We start from the raw sequence: 16,615 nt of genomic DNA, 5'->3' as shown, positions 1-16,615 counted from the left end.
TCAACCTCGCAGACAGGCGCAAGATCGCCCCTGACCTGCGTGAACAGGTCAGGGGCGATCTGATTGTTTCGGTCGGGCTGACAGGATTTGAACCTGCGGCCCCTTGACCCCCAGTCAAGTGCGCTACCAAGCTGCGCCACAGCCCGAAACTGCGAGTGGATGACTCCCCTCGAAGCGATCCGAACATTACCGCACAGCGCCGCAAGCCCTCCAATCGGTGCTCCCTACGGCGGGTCGTCGGCGGAGGCGAGGGCGTCGGCGGCCTCGTCGATGATGGCGCGCATGGCTTCCTCCGCGGCTGCCGGGTCGCCGTTGCGTACCGCGAGAGCCACCTTCTCGTGCAGCTCGATGGCGGTCGGGTTCGGCGTATCGGGCATCAGGTGGTGGTGCGTACGTCCGGCGAGGAGCTCGGCGACGAGATCGCCGAACGCGGCGAGCATGTCGTTGCCGCAGGCATTGAGGAGCACGCGGTGGAAAACGGTGTCGGCCTCCAGATAGGCCTCCAGGTCACCGGAGGCGGCGTGGACGACCATGTCGGCCACGGATCGGGCGAGGTCGCCGTGGTGCTTCGGCTCGGCGCGTTCGGCGGCGAGCCGGGCGGCGATCGGCTCGAACCCGCGGCGCAGCTCGGAGAGTGACAGCAGCTGCTCGCGCCGGCCGTCACCGTCGAGGCGCCAGCGGATGACGAGCGGGTCGAAGACGTTCCACTCCTGCCGCGGGAGGACGGTGATGCCGACACGTCGCCGGGTCGCGACCAGGCCCATGGCCTGGAGCACGCGCACCGCCTCCCGTGCCACCGGGCGCGACACCTCGTACGTCGCCTGGATGCCTTCCAACGTCAGGACGGCTCCGGTCGGCAGCTCCGCCGAGACGATCTGGCGACCGAGCGCGTCGCGAACACTTTGGTGCAGTCGATGTACGGCCTCACCGCTCGAACTCGTCACAGCGGCATGCTCGCACAGTCCGAGCGCTGTGTAATCAGAATCCGTTATCACACGCCGCCTTGCCAAACGGATGCCTTTTCATGCACCCTGTGACCCGTGACACAGAACCCTCTCCTCGTCGTCATGGGAGTCTCCGGCTCCGGCAAGTCCACCGTCGGCGCTGCGATCGCCCAGCGCCTCCGGGTCCCCTTCGCCGACGCCGACGACTTCCACCCGCCGGAGAACATCGCCAAGATGGCCTCGGGCCGTGCGCTGGACGATCACGACCGGCAACCCTGGCTGGAGACGCTCGGTGGCTGGCTCGCCGAGCACGAGCAGACCGGTGCGGTGCTGAGCTGCTCGGCGCTCAAGCGCAGCTACCGCGATCTGCTCCACAGCCGCGCCCGCGGGCTCCGACTGCTCCACCTCAGCGGCACCCCGGAGGTGGTCGAGGCACGCCTCGCCGCCCGCGCGGGTCATTTCATGCCGCCATCGCTGCTGCGCTCGCAGTTCGCGACCCTCGAGCCCCTCGCTCCCGACGAGCAGGGCACGACCGTCGACATCGACCAGGACATCGACGCGATCGTCGACCGCTACCTCATCACCGAGAACCTCACCCCCAACCTGATCTCCAAGGAGTCGGCATGATCCTCTTCGCCGCGCCAGAGCCGGTCGCACCGGTCGCCTCCGGCGGCGTACTCCTCGCCGCCGCACTGGCCTCGATCGCTCTGATCGTCGTCCTCATCACCTACGTCAAGCTGCACCCGTTCCTCGCGCTCCTGCTCGGCGGCGTCGCGGTCGGCGTGCTGGCGGGGCGCAACGTGATGGACGTGATCACCTCCTTCGGCGAAGGCTTCGGCGCGACCGCGACCAGCGTCGGCCTGCTGATCGCGCTGGGCGCGATGTTCGCCAAGCTCCTCGCCGACTCCGGCGGTGCCGACCAGATCGTCGACACGATCGTGGGCAGGTCCTCGGTGCGTACGCTGCCGTGGGCGATGGCGCTCGTCGGCGCGATCATCGGCCTGCCGATGTTCTTCGAGATCGGCCTCGTGCTGCTCATGCCGGTGATCTACCTGGTCGCCCGCCGCGCGCAGGTCTCGCTGATCACCGTCGGCATCCCGACCCTCGCCGGCCTCTCGGCGATGCACGGCCTGGTGCCGCCGCACCCGGGTCCGTTGGCCGCGATCGGCGCGCTCAACGCCGACCTCGGCACGACGCTCGCGCTCGGCGTACTGGTCGCGATCCCGGTCATCGTGGTCAGCGGCCCGCTGTTCGGCAAGCTCGCGGGCCGCTGGGTCGTCGTCGAGGCTCCGCACACCTACGACGCCACTCCGGTGGGCGGCCCGGGTGCCGCCACCGCCACCGACATCCGCCGCCCCACCTTCGGCGTCACCCTGTTCAGCGTCCTGCTGCCGCTCGTGCTGATGCTCGCCAAGGCGATCGTCGACATCGTCATCAACGACCCCGAGAACCAGCTCCAGCAGGTCTTCGACGTGATCGGATCCCCGCTCGTCGCGCTGACCATCGCGGTCATCGTCGCCATGTTCACGCTCGGCCGCGGGTCCGGGATGGACCGCCGCCAGATCGCCAAGACCGTCGAGCAGTCCCTGCCGCCGATCGCGGGCATCCTGCTCATCGTGGCGGCTGGCGGTGGCTTCAAGCAGTCGCTGATCGACACCGGCATCGGCACCCAGCTCGCCGGATGGGCCCAGGGCTCGGGCGTGTCCGCGATCCTGCTTGCATGGGTGCTCGCGGTCCTCATCCGCCTCGCCACCGGCTCCGCGACCGTCGCCACGATCACGGCCTCGTCCCTGGTGGTCGACCTCGTCGCCAACATGCCCACCGCCGAGGTCTCGCTCGTCGTGCTCGCGGTCGGCGCCGGCTCGGTGTTCTTCTCCCACGTCAACGACGCCGGGTTCTGGCTGGTCAAGGAGTACTTCGGCCTCGACGTCGTCCAGACGATCAAGTCCTGGTCGCTGATGGAGACGGTGCTCTCGGTCTCCGGTCTGGTGTTCGTGCTGGCGCTGAGCATGGTGATCTGACACCCGCCCTGACGAAACTGTCGGTGCTGTCCGACAGAATCACTCCTGACACATGGATCACACCCACCACAGGAGCTCACCGTGTCGGACTTCCCCCTTGAATCCAACACAGCCCCATCCGAGACAGCACCCACCGAGACAGCACCAGCCGTCAAGCTCGACCCGATCTCGCGCAAGGGCACCCCGGCCCATCGCACGAAATCGAAGCGGGAGGGCGCCGGGCGGCGCCAAGGGATGCCGGTGCAGGCGATCAGCCTCTCCGTACCGGCATCCCTGGCCGCGCAGTGGAAGACCTACAGCCAGGAGGTCCCGCGCTCGCTGGTCGACGTCATGCTCGACGCCGTCGCAGCGACCCGCCCCCGGCTCCCGGTCCTCCTCCGTGCCCACCAGGCGGCGCTGCGCGAGAAGACCAGGCCCGTCTCCGACGGCACCTTCATGCGCACCGTCCCACAGCCGAAACGGCTCGAGGACCCGTACGTCACGATGCCCCTGCGCCTGCTGGCGACGAACGTCGACGTGCTGGACGCCATGGTCCACGAGATGGCCGCGGAGTCCCGCTCGCAGCTGGTCGTCGTGGCGTTGACGGCGTGGCTGGCCGACCGGCGGGCCGAGGAGCAGGTCTACGCCGAGCAGCTCGAGCTCGAGGTCCCCGAGGACCCGTTCGACCGTCCCTGAACTCGGCCGGGACGGGCAGAGGACCCGTCCCGGTCGAGCCTTGGATCTCAGAGCACCTTGGTGCCGTACATCTCCCCCAGCGGGTCGGCGAGGAGCTCGAGCCGCTCGCCGTCGGGCCCCTTGAAGTAGATCGAGGTCTTCGACTCGATCATGTAGTCGACCTCCGCGTCGTCGAGCTTGGCACGCAGGTAGTCCCACTTCTCGGAGGTCACCGAGATCGCGATGTGGTGCAGCCCGCCGAGCACCTCGGCGTACGGGCCCAGGTCGAGCCCCGGGAGCGTGAAGAAGGCCAGCAGGTTGCCTGCCCCGACGTCGAAGAAGAAGTGGTCGGAGCCGGCGTAGTCGCGGTTCTCGAAGATCTCGGTCAGCGGGAACTCCAGGAGCCCCTGGTAGAAGTCGATCGACCTGCGTACGTCCGAGGAGAGCAGCGCGGCGTGGTGGATGCCGCGGGCCGTGCTGGCCGGGCGGGCGCCCTCCTCGCGGAGGTACTCCTTCTTGATCCGCTCACGGTCCTTCGTGATGAAGTCCATGTCGATGCTCATCGTGCTCTCCTCATGCCATGACTCTTCAGATCCTGTAGAAGCTCGACAGGAACTCGGCGGCGACAGCTGTGTCGCCGTTGACGGTGCCGGCGTTGATCCGGCCGTAGGCGGTCAGCACGAAGCTGGCCGGGTCGAAGTCGATGACGGTCTCCACGCCCTCGAGCGAGCCGGGCTCCTGCTGGAGGCCCTCGGCGCCGAGCGTCATCCTGGTGCCTCCGGCGTGGGCGCCGGAGGTGATGTTGATGCCGACCTCGATCGGCTTCTCCGCGGGCGTACGCGCGACGGTGTTGGCCCACAAGATGTTGCACAGCGGGATCAGCATGTCCGCGGAGTCGGCGGCCAGCGCGTGCGGCCTGCCGAGTCCCTCGCGGATGTCCCAGCTGTGGAGCGTGTAGTCGACCAGCGCGAAGACCGGGTAGAACGCCGCCGGAAGCGGGCCCATGTACTTGTGCGGGACCGCGAGGCCCGACCACTCCTCGGCGCCGAGACCCTCGAAGATCTCCAGCTCCCGGGCCAGTGCCGTACGCAGCCGCTCGATCAGCTCGACACGCGGAACCGCCTCGAACTGGCGGGCGCCCGCGTCGACATGGACGGCCATGTCGGTGAGCGGCACCGGGGCGGGGCCCTCGCCCTTGCCGGCGGCGGCGTCGAAGCCGACGAAGTAGGTCTCGGTGGTGTCGACCAGGTGGCCGACGACGTTCGCGGCGGTCCACTCCCCCGCGGCGGTCGGGCCGCCCCAGGCCTCGTCGGTGGCGACGAGCGCGAACATGCCTTCCGCCTCGCGGCGGACGAGGTCCAGCAGGGTCTCCTTGCTGGATGCATCCATGAAGTTCCACGTGCTCATCAGTGGGATCCTCTCTGGCCGCGGCTCTGCGACCAGTCTAGTTTCTGCGTCAACAGTTGTCTTTCGCGGGCGGTGGTGCTGAAAGCACCGAATCCGACTCGGTAAGGTGTACCTCATGGATGAGGTCAAGTGGCTCAGTAACGACGAGCAGGTCGCGTGGCGTGCCTGGCTCGCCGTCAACGCACAGCTCACCTCGCGGATGAACCGCGACCTCCAGGCCAAGAACGGTCTCTCCCTCGCCGACTACGACGTCCTGGTCAACCTGACCGACGTCCCGGACCGCTCGCTGCGGATGTACGAGCTCGGCGACAAGCTGCAGTGGGAGAAGAGCCGGCTCTCACGCCAGGTGATGCGGATGGCCGCGCGCGGCCTGGTCGAGCGCCGCGAGTGCCTCGATGACCGGCGTGGTGCCTTCGTCGACCTCACCCCGGCCGGGCTCGAGGCCATCGAGGCCGCCGCTCCTGAGCACGTGACGCTGATCCGCCAGGTCATGTTCGACGCCTTCACCGCCGAGGAGGTCGCCGCCCTGACCAAGCTCTACGAGGGCGTGCTCGAGCGCCTCGAGGTCAGGCCGGCCCGGGCCGCCACGGACGGCTCCGCCGCCTAGCCCAACGGCTCACGACGTGGAACGAGGCCCGCAGGTCACCATCGGTGACCTGCGGGCCTGTTCGTTGCGCTGCTAGCGCTTGACTCCGAAGGCCGAGACGACCTTCTGGGTCACCGCGTTGCCGGCGTCGTCGCGGGCGGTCGCCCGCAGCGAGACCAGGTCGGCGCCACGCGCGGGGATGCGCAGGCGTGTCTCCCAGCGGTCACCGTCCTTGCGCAGCTTCACCGCGGTCCAGGTCGAACCACCGTCGTAGCTGACCTCCAGCGTCGCCGCCTTCACCGCGCCGGCGCGCTCGGCGCCGGGCACCGTGTAGGGCACCACCGCGAACGGGACCTCGGAGCCGGCACGGACCGTGCCGTCCAGCGCCGTGTCCACGTCGTAGTCGAGCTGGAGCAGCGGCAGCGGCGTACCGGCCTCACCGTCGGGGACCGGGTCAGCCTGGTCGGCCACGAACGTCCAGGACGTACGGGTGCTGGTCGAGTAGCGGTGGGCGTCGCCGGCCGCGTCGGTGTCGATCTCGAACCGGTACGTCTGCGGGCCCTCGGCAACGGGGACCGCGGCCTGGACCGCCTGACCGATGTTCTCCCGGACCAGGGTGTCGCCCTGGAAGAGGCGGGCCGTCACCGGGGTCTCGCCCCAGGGGAACCCACCGGTGAGGCCGGCCGGACCGCTGGAGTTGGCGACGTTGACCGCGAACCAGTCACCGCTGTGTCGCGGACCCCAGTAGCCGTCGCCCGTGCGAGGCGCCGTCACCGGAGCGAACCAGTTGCGCACCGTGGTGCTGCGCGGCTTGTACGCCTGGCGCACTCCCCGCTGCTCCCAGGTGCTCTCGTGCTCGACGTTCTCGTACCAGGTGACGCCGTCGTAGGTGGAGACGTAGTCGGTCCGGTCGGTCGCCGTGGGCTGCCACGCGCGAACGCTGAGGCACGGCGGCCACTGGTAGTCGCGGCAGTCGGCTCGGTCGTCGACGGCGAGCCGATCCTGGGTGTCGTTGTAGCGGCTCTCCACGGTGGCGAGCTGTCGGCTGGTCGGGGCCAGGGCCAGCTCGGCCGGGATCTCGCCGGGCCAGCTCTTGGAGACGTCGTAGAGGTAGCTCGGGAACTCCACGGCCTTGCCCTCGAGGGTCACCTTGCCCTTCTTGGCGGCGGCCACGAGCTTCTCACCCGCGGTCGACCGCAGCGAGACGACGGACAGCGCGTCCTGGGTGACGAAGTCGACCAGCGGGCCCGGACGGTCGTTGACGACCACGAGCAGAGCGGCACCGGCAGCCTGGGCGGCAGCCTCCCGCTCCTCGGCGGTGACGGCGTCGTCCCTGGTCACGAGCACGGCGCGTCCCTTGGCGTCGAGGTCCTCGTAGTCGGCGGAGGTGCCCTTGCCGGCCGCGACGGCCCGCAGCGAGACCCGGCCGTCGAGCCTGGCCGAGCCGAGCTGGTAGGTCGGGTCGAACGCGATCGGGCGCGGGCTGCGCGCCGTCACGTCGAGTGCCGGCTCGGTGGCCCGCCAGCGTACGGCGAAGTCGAACTCGGCGCTGTCGACGGGGCCGGTGGTCTCGGCGTAGAACGAGTCGACGGCGACCGGGATCGCGTAGGTGGCGCCGAAGGTCGCGTAGAGCCCGCCGATGCCGGAGTCGTTGAAGAACTGGAACCGGCGGTAGGCGACGTCGCTGTCCTTGGGCGTCTTCAGGGTGAGCTCGTCGGCGTCGCGTGCGTCGAGCACGAGGGACTGGTCCTTGTCGCTGACCACGACCTGCGGGTCGCCGACCAGCGCGATACCGGTCGATCCGGGCCCTGCGGAGCCGGCGACGTCGAGGAACGCCGTGGCCGAGTAGATGCCGGGCTGCAGGCGCTGGGTCGGCACCGTGCCGGTGGCCGGGTCGATCGGCAGGCTGCTGACGAACTGGTCGCCGTAGCGGTAGAAGTCGACGTACCCGCTGGCGGGCTCGCCGGACCGGTCGAGCGCGGTGATGTCGAGGCCGTAGCGCTCCTCCTCCTTGACCAGCGCGGTTGCGGTGCGCACGGTGATCTCGCCGGAGGCGTCGGTGGCGACGACGGCGCCGCTGTACTTGCCGGCGAGCGTCGCGTCGTCGGCGTCAGCCGTGATGGTGACCTCGGCGCTGCCGCCGGCCGGGACCACGACGTGGTCGGCGGACAGCGAGACCAGGTCGCTCGGCTTGCCGTCCGGCCCGGTGACGTCGGTGCTCAGCGCGAGCGTGACGTCGGCCTCGGTCGAGTTGGTGTAGGTGACGGTGCCGTTGGCGGGCTCGTCACCGTCGTGCGGCCAGCCGTAGAAGCCGAGGAACCCGTCACCGGAGCCGTCCACGCCGTCGAGCGCGGCGGGTACGTCGAGACGGCCGGTGCCGACCTCGTACGCCGGGGCGTCGATGTCCGCGGCCGAGGAGACCAGCGCGTTCTTGAGCTCGGCGCCGGTGAGGTCGGGGTGGGCGCCCTTGACGATCGCCGCGGCGCCCGCGACGTGCGGGGTGGCCATCGAGGTGCCGTTCATCGAGACGTACCAGCCCTCGCCGGACGACTGCTGGGAGCGGGCGGCGACGATGCCGACGCCGGGCGCGGTCAGGTCGGGCTTGATCGCGTGGTCGCCGACCCGCGGGCCGTAGCTGGAGAAGTCGGCGCGTACGTCCTCGTCGTCGACCGCGCCGACGGTGAGGGCGGCGTCCGCGGTGCCGGGGCTGCCGAGCGAGCCCTCGGCGTAGCTGTTGCCGGCCGCGACGACGAAGAGCGCACCGGTCTCCTCGCTCAGCGCGTTGAGCGCCTGCGCCATCGGGTCGGTGCCGTCGTTGAGGCTGGAGTCACCGAGGCTCATCGAGACGATGTCGGCGTTCGCCGCGCCCCACTCCATGCCCGCGATGATCCAGGAGTCCTGGCCGTAGCCCTGGTTGTCGAGCACCTTGCCGACCAGCAGGTCGGCGCCCTGGGCGACGCCCTTGTAGAGACCCTCGCTGGCGGAGCCGGTGCCCAGGACGGTGGAGGCGACGTGGGTGCCGTGGCCGTGCAGGTCGCTGGTGGCCTCCTCGCCCGGGACGAACGACTGCGCGCCGTCGACCTGGTCGGCCACGTCGGGGTGGGTGGCGTCGATGCCGGTGTCGAGGACAGCGACGGTGGCGCCCTTGCCCTCGAAACCCGCGGCCCACGCCTCGGGCGCACCGATCTGCGCGGTGCTGCGGTCCAGGGTCGTCTCGGCCTTGCCGTCGAGCCAGATCTTCTCGACACCGCCGCCGAGCTTCCCGGCAGCACCGGCCGAGCGCTTTGAAGCGCCGTTGTCCGCGGCCACCGCCGACCAGAACGCGGGCGCCTTCTTCTTGCTCACCTCGACGGCGTCGGCGTCGATGCTGGGCAGGTCGAGCGTACGTTCCGTGCCCGGCAGCTTCGCCGCCTTGGCGCGGGTCGAGGCCTGCTCCAGGATCAGCGGAGTGGCCTCGACCGTCTCGTCGTCGTAGCGCATCTCCAGGAGGGCGGTGACATCGAAGAGACGGCGGTCGAGGGTGTTCGCGGCCAGGTAGGGCTTGGCCGCGGTGGGGATCGCGTAGAGGTGGTCGCCCACCTGCTGGGTCTCGATCGCGCCGGCGGCGGAGTCGAACCCGAGGGTCAGGACGCCGTCGTCTGTCGCGGTCACGTCGACGACGTCGCCGGTCACGAGGGTGATCGTGGTCCTGCCGTCGTCGAGGGCGGGCGTACGTGGTGCCGCGCCGGCCGTGGTGCGGCCGACGTCGGTCTGGGGGCCCTCAGGCGAGGGGTCGGTGCCTGGGGTCGCATGCGCGCTGGTGGCCATGGTCGCGACCAGCGCCGTCGCCGCAGCAGCTGCCGCGACGGCCTTGGTGGCGGCCGTCAAGCCGGGGGTGGTTGGGGGTCTCATGGAGAAGGACCCTGTCAATGCGGCGCGACACGCGACAAGAGCGATGTGGTGGCGGTTTTACGGCATGGCGAGACTCCGTCAGCACCGGAACACCCGCTGTCTGTCGCAGAACTGACATGCTCGGCCACGTGCTCGGTCTGACCCCTGATGAGACCCTCGCCTACGGCGAGCTCATCACCATGCCCTCCGCCACCGCCGCTGAGTTCGCGGCCGCCCTCAGCGCCTTCGGCACCTCACCGGGAGAGGCTCATCTGCTGCTGCGCCGGCTCGAGGAGTACGGCCTGGCCGCGCGGATCACCGGAGACGAGCGACGCTTCGCCGCCGCCCCGCCCGCGATCGCGCTCGGCGCCCTGCTCGCCCGGCAGCAGGACGAGGTGCGGCATGCCGAGATCGAGCTCAGCCGGCTCGACGAGGCCTACCGGGTGGCCGCCGCCGGCCGCGGCCCCACCGACGTCGTCGACGTCATCCACGGCGAGGACGCCGTCCGGCACCGGTTCGAGCAGGTCCAGCTCGGCGCGCGCGAGCGTGTCGACGCGTTCGTACGCCCGCCCGTGATCGTGACCTCCAGCCAGGAGAACTCGGCCGAGACCAAGGCCGTCGCGCGCGGCGTGCTCTATCGCGTCGTCGTGGAGCGCAGCATGCTCGAGAGCCACGACGTGACGGTCGACGAGGCGATCGAGGCGACCGACGCGGGCGAGGAGGTCAGGTTCGCCGATCAGGTGCCGCTCAAGCTCATCATCGTCGACCGGCGGCTCGCCCTGATGCCGTTGACCTCCTCCGGCGACGTCGTCGGTGCGCTGCTGGTCCGGGAGAGCACGCTGCTCGACGCGCTGATCGCACTCTTCGAGAACGTGTGGGACCAGGCGACACCGATGCTGGTGGGCACCTCGGGGCTCACCGGCGACCTCGCGCAGCAGGTCGACGACGAGGACGCGCAGGTCCTCGGGCTGCTGCTCGCCGGGCTCACCGACCAGGCCGTCGCCAAACAGCTCGGTACGTCGCTTCGCACCGTGCAGCGCAGGGTGCGGGCGCTGCTGGACCTGGCCGGTGTGGAGACCCGGATGCAGCTCGGCTGGCACGCCGCGAACAACGGCTGGGTGCAGGCAGGGGCGGACGGCCAGCTGCCGCCCACCCCTGATTCCGACTAGGCCCTAGCGCTTGCGCTTCTCCCGGACCCGCTGCTGGAGCACGATCGGGGTGCCGGCGAAGCCGAACTCCTCGCGCAGCCGGCGCTCGATGAAGCGCTCGTAGGAGGCCTCGAGCTTGCCGCTGGTGAACAGGACGAACGTCGGCGGCGCGGTCGAGGGCTGGGTGCCGAAGAGGATCTTCGGCTGCTTGCCGGACCGGACCGGGTGCGGGTGCTCGGCGACGAGGCGCCCGAGGAACGAGTTGAGCGCGCCGGTGCCGATCCGCGTCTCCCAGCCCTCGAGGGCCTTGTCGAGAGCCGGGACCAGGCGGTCGACGTGCCAGCCGGTGCGAGCGGTGACGTTGATCCGCGGAGCCCACTGCACCTGGACGAGCTCGCGCTCGATCTCGCGGTCGAGCTGCCAGCGGCGCTCCTCGTCGACGAGGTCCCACTTGTTGAACGCGATCACCAGCGCCCGGCCGGCCTCACGGACGGTCTGCAGGATCCGGATGTCCTGCTCGGAGATCTTCTCGCCGCCGTCGAGGACCAGCACGGCCACCTCGGCACGGTCGATCGCGGTCGTGGTGCGCAGGGAGGCGTAGTACTCGTGGCCCGAGGCCTCCTTGACCCGCTTGCGGATCCCGGCGGTGTCGATGAAACGCCACTCGCGGCCGCCGAGCTCGATCAGCTCGTCGACCGGGTCGACGGTGGTGCCGGCGACGTTGTCGACGACCGCCCGCTCCTCCTTGGCCAGCTTGTTCAGCAGGCTCGACTTGCCCACGTTGGGCTTGCCGACCAGCGCGATCCGGCGCGGGCCGCCGATCTCGGTGCCCTCGGGAAGCGGCGGCGGGTCGGGAAGCACCGCGAGGATCGCGTCGAGCATGTCGCCCGAGCCGCGGCCGTGCAGCGCGGAGACCGGCCAGGGCTCACCAAGCCCGAGGTTCCACAGCGCGGCCGCCTCGGCCTCGGTGCGCATGTCGTCGACCTTGTTGGCGGCCAGGACGACCGGCTTGCCGGACTTGCGCAGGATGCGTACGACGGCCTCGTCGGCATCGGTGATGCCGACGGTCGCGTCGACCACGAAGAGGACGGCGTCCGCCAGGGAGACCGCGATCTCGGCCTGGGCGGCGATCCGCTCGGCCAGACCCTGGGCGTCGGGGTCCCAGCCGCCGGTGTCGACCAGCGTGAACGCCTTGCCGTTCCAGTCGGCGTCGTAGGAGACGCGGTCGCGGGTCACGCCGGGAACGTCTTGGACGACCGCCTCGCGGCGGCCGATGATCCGGTTGACCAGGGTCGACTTCCCGACGTTCGGGCGGCCGACGACCGCCAGCACCGGCAGCGGGCCGGTCGGGGTCTCGTCGGTCTCGTTCAGCTCGTCTCGTACGTCTTCATACGAAACGTCGGGGTCAGTCATTGTTCTCCTCGGTAGGTAGCGGACCGGGCAGCTCGCGACCGGTCAACGCCAGGGCATGGTCCTGTTGGACCTGCATGTGCTTCTGGAGCAAACCCGAGACATGCCCGACTTGTTCCCTGGTACGCGGCCAGCCTACGCGCTCGACGTGGAAAGGCTCGCCATAGACGATGTCGATCCGCGCACCTTTGTGCGGCAGCGACGAGACCCCGCCACCGGGATCGCGGCTGCCGAGCATCGTCACCGGCACGACCGGAGCACCCGAGGCGAGGGCGAGATAGGCGGCGCCACGGTTGAAGTGGGTCAGCTCGCCGGCACCACGGGTGCCCTCAGGATAGATCCCCATCGCGTTGCCCTCCTGCAGCACCCGCAGCGCCATCTTCACCGCCGCCGGGTCGCTGCCGAAGCGGTAGAGCGGGATCTGGCCGGCCCAACGCAGAAACGGCCCGAGGAACCAGTGCTCGAACATCTCCAGCTTCGTCAGCGCGTGCACCGGACGCGGGGTGAAGATCGCCAGCAGCGGGCCGTCGATGACGCCGATGTGGTTGGACGCGAAGACGACCGGCCCGGTCGCCGGGATGTTGGCGGTCTCGTGCAGGCGCACGTCGAACCGGCGCCGGATCAGCCACCGGGCGTAGACGTTGAGGTGGTAGAGCGGCCAGCGGGTGGGGTGCTCGACCCCATCCGTGTGTGGAAGGTCTCTCACTCCCCCGCCTTCTGCACCAGCTCGATCACCTGCTGGATGACCTCCTCCAGCGTGTAGGGCGTCGTGTCGAGGTGGGTGGCGCCTTCCGGCACGGCCGCACCGCCCTTGGTGGAGTCGATCTTGTCGCGGTTCTCCAGCGACGCACGGACTGCCTCCGCGTCGGTGCCGCCCTCCTCGGCCGCGCGACGGGCGGCGCGGGCGGCGGGGTCGGCGGTGACGTACAGCTTCAGGTCGGCCTCGGGCCAGACCGCGGTGCCGATGTCGCGGCCCTCGACCACGATGCCGTTCCCGGCGGCGAGGGCCTGCTCGATCTCCTGCTTCTGGAGGGCGACCAGGCGGGCGCGGACCTCGGGGACGGTGGCGACCGGGGAGACGGCCGCGTTGACCTGGTCGCCACGGATCTCGACGGAGACGTCGGCACCGTCGAGGGCGATCGTGGGGCCGAGCGGGTCGGTGCCGGAGGTGATCACCGGCTTGCCGGCCGCGGCGGCGACCGCGTCGGCGTCGTGCACGTCGACGTCGTTGCTGAGCATCCACCAGGTCATCGCCCGGTACATCGCACCTGTGTCCAGGAAGCGCATGCCCAGGCGGTCGGCCACACCACGCGAGGTGCTCGACTTCCCGGAGCCGGAGGTGCCGTCGACGGCGATGACGATGCGTGCGGGGTCAGTGGTGGGATTGCTGCTGCTCACGGGCGGGAGCCTACCGGTGAGCGACCCAACCCCGGGACTCCAGAACCGCCTGCATCCGGTCGGCGGCGTCGGCGGCCACGATCAGCTCCATGACACCGACCGGGCGGCCGGGGTCGTGGTCGATGCGTACGTCCTCGATGTTGACCCCGCTCTCCCCCGCGTCGGCGAAGAGACGGGCCAGGTTGCCGGGCTCGTCGGGCACCGTGACGTAGACGCTCGCCTGCGCGGCCTGCGGCCGGCCGTGCTTGCCAGGGATCGCTCGCGTCCCGGCCTGACCTTCTTTGAGCAGTACGTCCAGGGCGGCCGCGTCACCGGTGCCGACCGCCGCGATCATCTCGTCGAGCTGGGCGCGGACCTCGGTCAGCAGGTCGGTCACCGCGCGGGCGTTACCGGCCACGATCTGGCCGTAGAGGCCGGGGTCACCGGCCGCGACCCGGGTCACGTCGCGTACTCCCTGGCCGCTGAGGCCGAGGTGCCCCTCCGGAGCGACCGCCAGCCGGCCGGCGACCAGGGCGGCCATCAGGTGCGGCACGTGCGAGGTGCGGGCGACGGCCTGGTCGTGGTCCTCGGGGCTGAGGGTGAGCGGGACTGCTCCGCAGACGGTGACGAGCTCGCCGACGAGCGCGATCGCCGTCGGGTCGGCCTCGGGGTGTGGCGTCACCGCCCAGGGGCGGCCCTCGAACAGGGTGGAGGTCGCGGCCAGCGGCCCGGAGCGCTCGCTACCGGCCATCGGGTGGCTGCCGACGTAGCGGTGTACGTCGCGGGGGCCGTGCTCGCGGACGTAGGCGAGCGGCGAGGCCTTCACGCTGCCGACGTCGGTCACGACGGCGTCGGGGCTGTCGGCGAGCGCTCGAGTGATCACCTCGCCGAGGTGGGCCGGCGGAACCGCGACGACGACCAGCTGCGGCGAGTCGCCGGGCCTGCGGCGGCGGCCGGCGCCGAGGCCGGTCGCGGTGCGTACGTGGCTGGCGACCGAGTCGCTCAGCAGCACGTCGAGCCCGGCGGAGGCGCAGGCGAGCGCGACCGAGGTGCCGAGCAGGCCGACACCGACGATCTCGACCGGGCCGGTCAGAGCCGACAGCCCTCCCCCTGCTTCCCCGGTCTGTGTCATGCCTCCAAGGCTAAAGGGTCGGTGCCGCCGGACCCTCCTCGTCTCAGCGCCTGTGGTGCGCTATCGCGGCAGCCGACGAAGGTGTGCGATATCGCCTTGCGGTTATGAGGGCTGGTAGCTGCCGAAGGACCAGGAGTTGCCCTCCGGATCGGTGACCGTGCCGCCGCGACCGCCGTAGTCCTGGTCGACCATCGGGCGGTCCACGGTGGCGCCGGCGGCGACCGCCTTGTCGAAGACGGAGTCGGGGTCGTCGTCGATCAGGTAGGCCGAGGAACCTCCGGTGGACTTGATGCTGCCGTCCTCGCGTACCTGCCCGAACATCAGCCCTCCCCCGGCGGGCCAGAGCCACTCCGCGTGGACCACGATGCCGCCCTCGCGGTAGGTGGAGTGCTCGACGAAGCCGATCGCGCTCAGCCACGTCATCATCGCCTCGGCGTCCTGGAACGCCATCGACTGCCAGTACTTGATCTTCGCTACGTCGTTCTTCTGCTCAGTGCTCATACTTCCGAGTCAACCGCTGACTCCTCGGCCAGGTCTTGAACGAATGGGAACTCCTCGCGCACCCAGCTCGTCGGCGTACAGCCGGCGAACTCCTGCCACTCACGGGTCAGGTGCGCCTGGTCGGCGTAGCCGCAGGCAGTCGCCGCCCGAGCCAGCGGCATCCGGCCCACGAGGCCACGGGAGCGATCGAAGCGCGCCAGCCGCTGGAACTGCTTCGGCGCCACCCCGGTCTCCGCGCGCACCAGGTCACTGATCCGCCGACGGCTGTACCCGACGTCGTCAGCCACCTTCTGCACCCCCGCTCCCCCGGTCAGCAGCGCCAGCGCACGGCCCACCTCTGCCCTCGGTCCCGGCTCGCCGTGGCGCGCCAGCGCCTCGACCAGACCACTGACGACCAACCCCTCCCACTGCCGCGGATCGGCCTCGGCCAGTCGCTCCGGAAGATGACGTACGCCGCCAGGTGCCGCGACCTCTTCGAGGGCGAGGAGCTCGCCACGCCACGCCGCCGCCGGCATCCCGAACAGCGCCCGCACCCCGGCAGTCGTCAGCCCCAGCTGTACGCCCCGCTGGCAGCCATGGTGATGGATCGCCGCCGGTCGGGTGTGCAGCCCGGAGACCAGCGACCACGCCGTCACCGGCTCCGTTCCACTCCCCCAGGAAGTCACCAGCGGCTCGTCGACCGGCAGCACGAAAGTGATCTCGGTCGACGGCATCCCCCGATGCACCCCCGGCGCCCCGAAATCCACGTCGTAGGTGACCAGCGAGGTGACATAGGGCCGCAGCACCCCCGGCACGGTCATGTCTTCGATGGTGCCACGGTCGCAGCGGGTTGCCTATGCACTATCGCCGGCGGCGGGTGGGTGTGCGATAGCGCTGTGCGGTGTCTTGGCCTTTTCGGGGTGGTCGTGGGGTTGCGTGGTGTTCGTTGCTTCTTGGGTTGATGGCCGCCGACCCGTTATGGAGGGTGTTCTCGGTCTCGTCCGGAGTCAAGGACGGCCTGCGGCCGCCGGCTTTGCCGGTCGCCTTCGGCGATCCTTGACACCGGGCGAGCCCGAGAATTTTGGCTGGTTATCGGGTCGGCGGCGGGGTTTGGCGCGGATTCCGTGGGGTGGGTACGGGCTTGGGAACTGGCCTCGATGTACCTGGCGGGGTTGGTGGAGTCTCGGCGCTTTTACTAGACGATGACACCTTGTGAACGATTCACAAGGTGTCGCGGCTCGGGGCGGCAGACCCCTTGGCTGGTAACAGCGCCGGCTTCGCCTGTGGTGCCTCGGCGCGACTGCTCGAGCGGCGTGAGGTGGGCTGGGCAGAAGGCCGGTGCAGCGTTGTGCCCGGGTTTCTCACGGGTGCGGACAATCCCCCCACTGCGATGTCGGTTCCCCCTGCTGCGGAGCGTGTGGAACATATCTTCGCGTGGGGCAGCATCAACAGTGGGGAAGCCATCCGGACACGGTGCGCGACCAAGTCGGGGCACGGTTCAGCGCCCAGCACAGCCCCGCATCCAGCACAGCCCCATGCCCAGCACGAGTGCGGTCTGGCGATCGGCAGCAGCCCGACGCTGACAC

Annotated in this window: 15 protein-coding genes and 1 tRNA gene; 5 read left to right on the top strand and 11 right to left on the bottom strand. The window is 70.3% G+C overall.

What is annotated here, in order from left to right; genetic code table 11:
- Window positions 1-72 precede the first annotated feature (72 nt).
- Window positions 73-146: transfer RNA gene (locus ACIRON_RS15630), tRNA-Pro, on the bottom strand.
- A gap of 78 nt (window positions 147-224) precedes the next feature.
- Entirely contained in the window at window positions 225-944 is a 720-nt protein-coding gene (locus ACIRON_RS15625; protein WP_402993177.1) for a FadR/GntR family transcriptional regulator, read from the bottom strand.
- 123 nt (window positions 945-1,067) lie between these two features.
- On the opposite strand from ACIRON_RS15625, the gene ACIRON_RS15620 reads away from it, so the two are divergent.
- From ACIRON_RS15620 to ACIRON_RS15610, 3 genes are all read left to right on the top strand, one after another.
- Window positions 1,068-1,571, top strand: coding sequence for a gluconokinase (locus ACIRON_RS15620; RefSeq protein ID WP_402993247.1), 504 nt, complete (start codon window positions 1,068-1,070; stop codon window positions 1,569-1,571).
- Complete coding sequence (locus ACIRON_RS15615; protein WP_402993176.1) at window positions 1,568-2,965, top strand: GntP family permease; 1,398 nt, start codon at window positions 1,568-1,570, stop codon at window positions 2,963-2,965. The genes ACIRON_RS15620 and ACIRON_RS15615 overlap by 4 nt, the downstream gene beginning before the upstream one ends.
- 240 nt (window positions 2,966-3,205) lie before the next feature.
- Window positions 3,206-3,640, top strand: a complete 435-nt coding sequence (locus tag ACIRON_RS15610) for a hypothetical protein (RefSeq protein WP_402993175.1) — start codon at window positions 3,206-3,208, stop codon at window positions 3,638-3,640.
- Between the two features lie 47 nt (window positions 3,641-3,687).
- Here the strand turns inward: ACIRON_RS15610 and ACIRON_RS15605 are convergent, their stop codons facing one another.
- Window positions 3,688-4,182: a VOC family protein gene (locus ACIRON_RS15605; RefSeq protein ID WP_091042136.1), complete on the bottom strand. Its 495-nt coding sequence runs from the start codon at window positions 4,180-4,182 to the stop codon at window positions 3,688-3,690.
- A gap of 25 nt (window positions 4,183-4,207) precedes the next feature.
- The gene (locus ACIRON_RS15600) at window positions 4,208-5,026 is read right to left on the bottom strand and encodes a maleylpyruvate isomerase family mycothiol-dependent enzyme (RefSeq protein ID WP_402993174.1); all 819 of its coding nucleotides are present in this window, start codon (window positions 5,024-5,026) and stop codon (window positions 4,208-4,210) included.
- Between the two features lie 115 nt (window positions 5,027-5,141).
- On the opposite strand from ACIRON_RS15600, the gene ACIRON_RS15595 reads away from it, so the two are divergent.
- Window positions 5,142-5,633 (top strand): MarR family winged helix-turn-helix transcriptional regulator, encoded by a 492-nt coding sequence (locus ACIRON_RS15595; RefSeq protein ID WP_091042141.1) that lies wholly within the window; start codon window positions 5,142-5,144, stop codon window positions 5,631-5,633.
- 72 nt (window positions 5,634-5,705) lie between these two features.
- On the opposite strand, the gene ACIRON_RS15590 is transcribed toward ACIRON_RS15595, so the two are convergent.
- The gene (locus tag ACIRON_RS15590; RefSeq protein ID WP_402993173.1) at window positions 5,706-9,503 is read right to left on the bottom strand and encodes a S8 family peptidase; all 3,798 of its coding nucleotides are present in this window, start codon (window positions 9,501-9,503) and stop codon (window positions 5,706-5,708) included.
- 128 nt (window positions 9,504-9,631) lie between these two features.
- Here ACIRON_RS15590 and ACIRON_RS15585 point away from each other — a divergent pair, with 128 nt between their 5' ends.
- Window positions 9,632-10,651: a helix-turn-helix domain-containing protein gene (locus tag ACIRON_RS15585; RefSeq protein ID WP_402993172.1), complete on the top strand. Its 1,020-nt coding sequence runs from the start codon at window positions 9,632-9,634 to the stop codon at window positions 10,649-10,651.
- Between the two features lie 3 nt (window positions 10,652-10,654).
- Here ACIRON_RS15585 and der read toward each other — a convergent pair whose 3' ends face one another.
- The 6 genes from der to ACIRON_RS15555 all read right to left on the bottom strand — a co-directional run bounded on the left by der (window position 10,655) and on the right by ACIRON_RS15555 (window position 15,850).
- A complete protein-coding gene (gene der / locus ACIRON_RS15580) occupies window positions 10,655-12,043 on the bottom strand; it encodes a ribosome biogenesis GTPase Der (protein WP_091042148.1) in 1,389 nt (462 codons plus the stop codon).
- Window positions 12,036-12,746: a lysophospholipid acyltransferase family protein gene (locus ACIRON_RS15575; protein ID WP_402993171.1), complete on the bottom strand. Its 711-nt coding sequence runs from the start codon at window positions 12,744-12,746 to the stop codon at window positions 12,036-12,038. The genes der and ACIRON_RS15575 overlap by 8 nt, the downstream gene beginning before the upstream one ends.
- On the bottom strand, window positions 12,743-13,438 hold the full coding sequence (gene cmk, locus ACIRON_RS15570) for a (d)CMP kinase (protein WP_402993170.1): 696 nt from the start codon (window positions 13,436-13,438) through the stop codon (window positions 12,743-12,745). Before cmk ends, ACIRON_RS15575 begins: the two co-directional genes overlap by 4 nt.
- Before the next feature lie 10 nt (window positions 13,439-13,448).
- Complete coding sequence (locus ACIRON_RS15565) at window positions 13,449-14,549, bottom strand: prephenate dehydrogenase (RefSeq protein ID WP_402993169.1); 1,101 nt, start codon at window positions 14,547-14,549, stop codon at window positions 13,449-13,451.
- A gap of 102 nt (window positions 14,550-14,651) precedes the next feature.
- On the bottom strand, window positions 14,652-15,050 hold the full coding sequence (locus tag ACIRON_RS15560; protein ID WP_402993168.1) for a VOC family protein: 399 nt from the start codon (window positions 15,048-15,050) through the stop codon (window positions 14,652-14,654).
- Window positions 15,047-15,850 carry a helix-turn-helix domain-containing protein gene (locus ACIRON_RS15555; RefSeq protein ID WP_402993167.1) on the bottom strand — a complete coding sequence of 268 codons (804 nt, stop codon included), beginning with the start codon at window positions 15,848-15,850 and terminating at the stop codon, window positions 15,047-15,049. The genes ACIRON_RS15560 and ACIRON_RS15555 overlap by 4 nt, the downstream gene beginning before the upstream one ends.
- Between the last annotated feature and the right edge of the window lie 765 nt (window positions 15,851-16,615).

The organism is Nocardioides sp. NPDC101246, from assembly GCF_044767415.1.
In the GTDB taxonomy this organism is placed as follows: domain Bacteria; phylum Actinomycetota; class Actinomycetes; order Propionibacteriales; family Nocardioidaceae; genus Nocardioides.
Note: the sequence above shows the minus strand (reverse complement) of the source record. Positions and strands in the feature narration are given on the sequence as shown.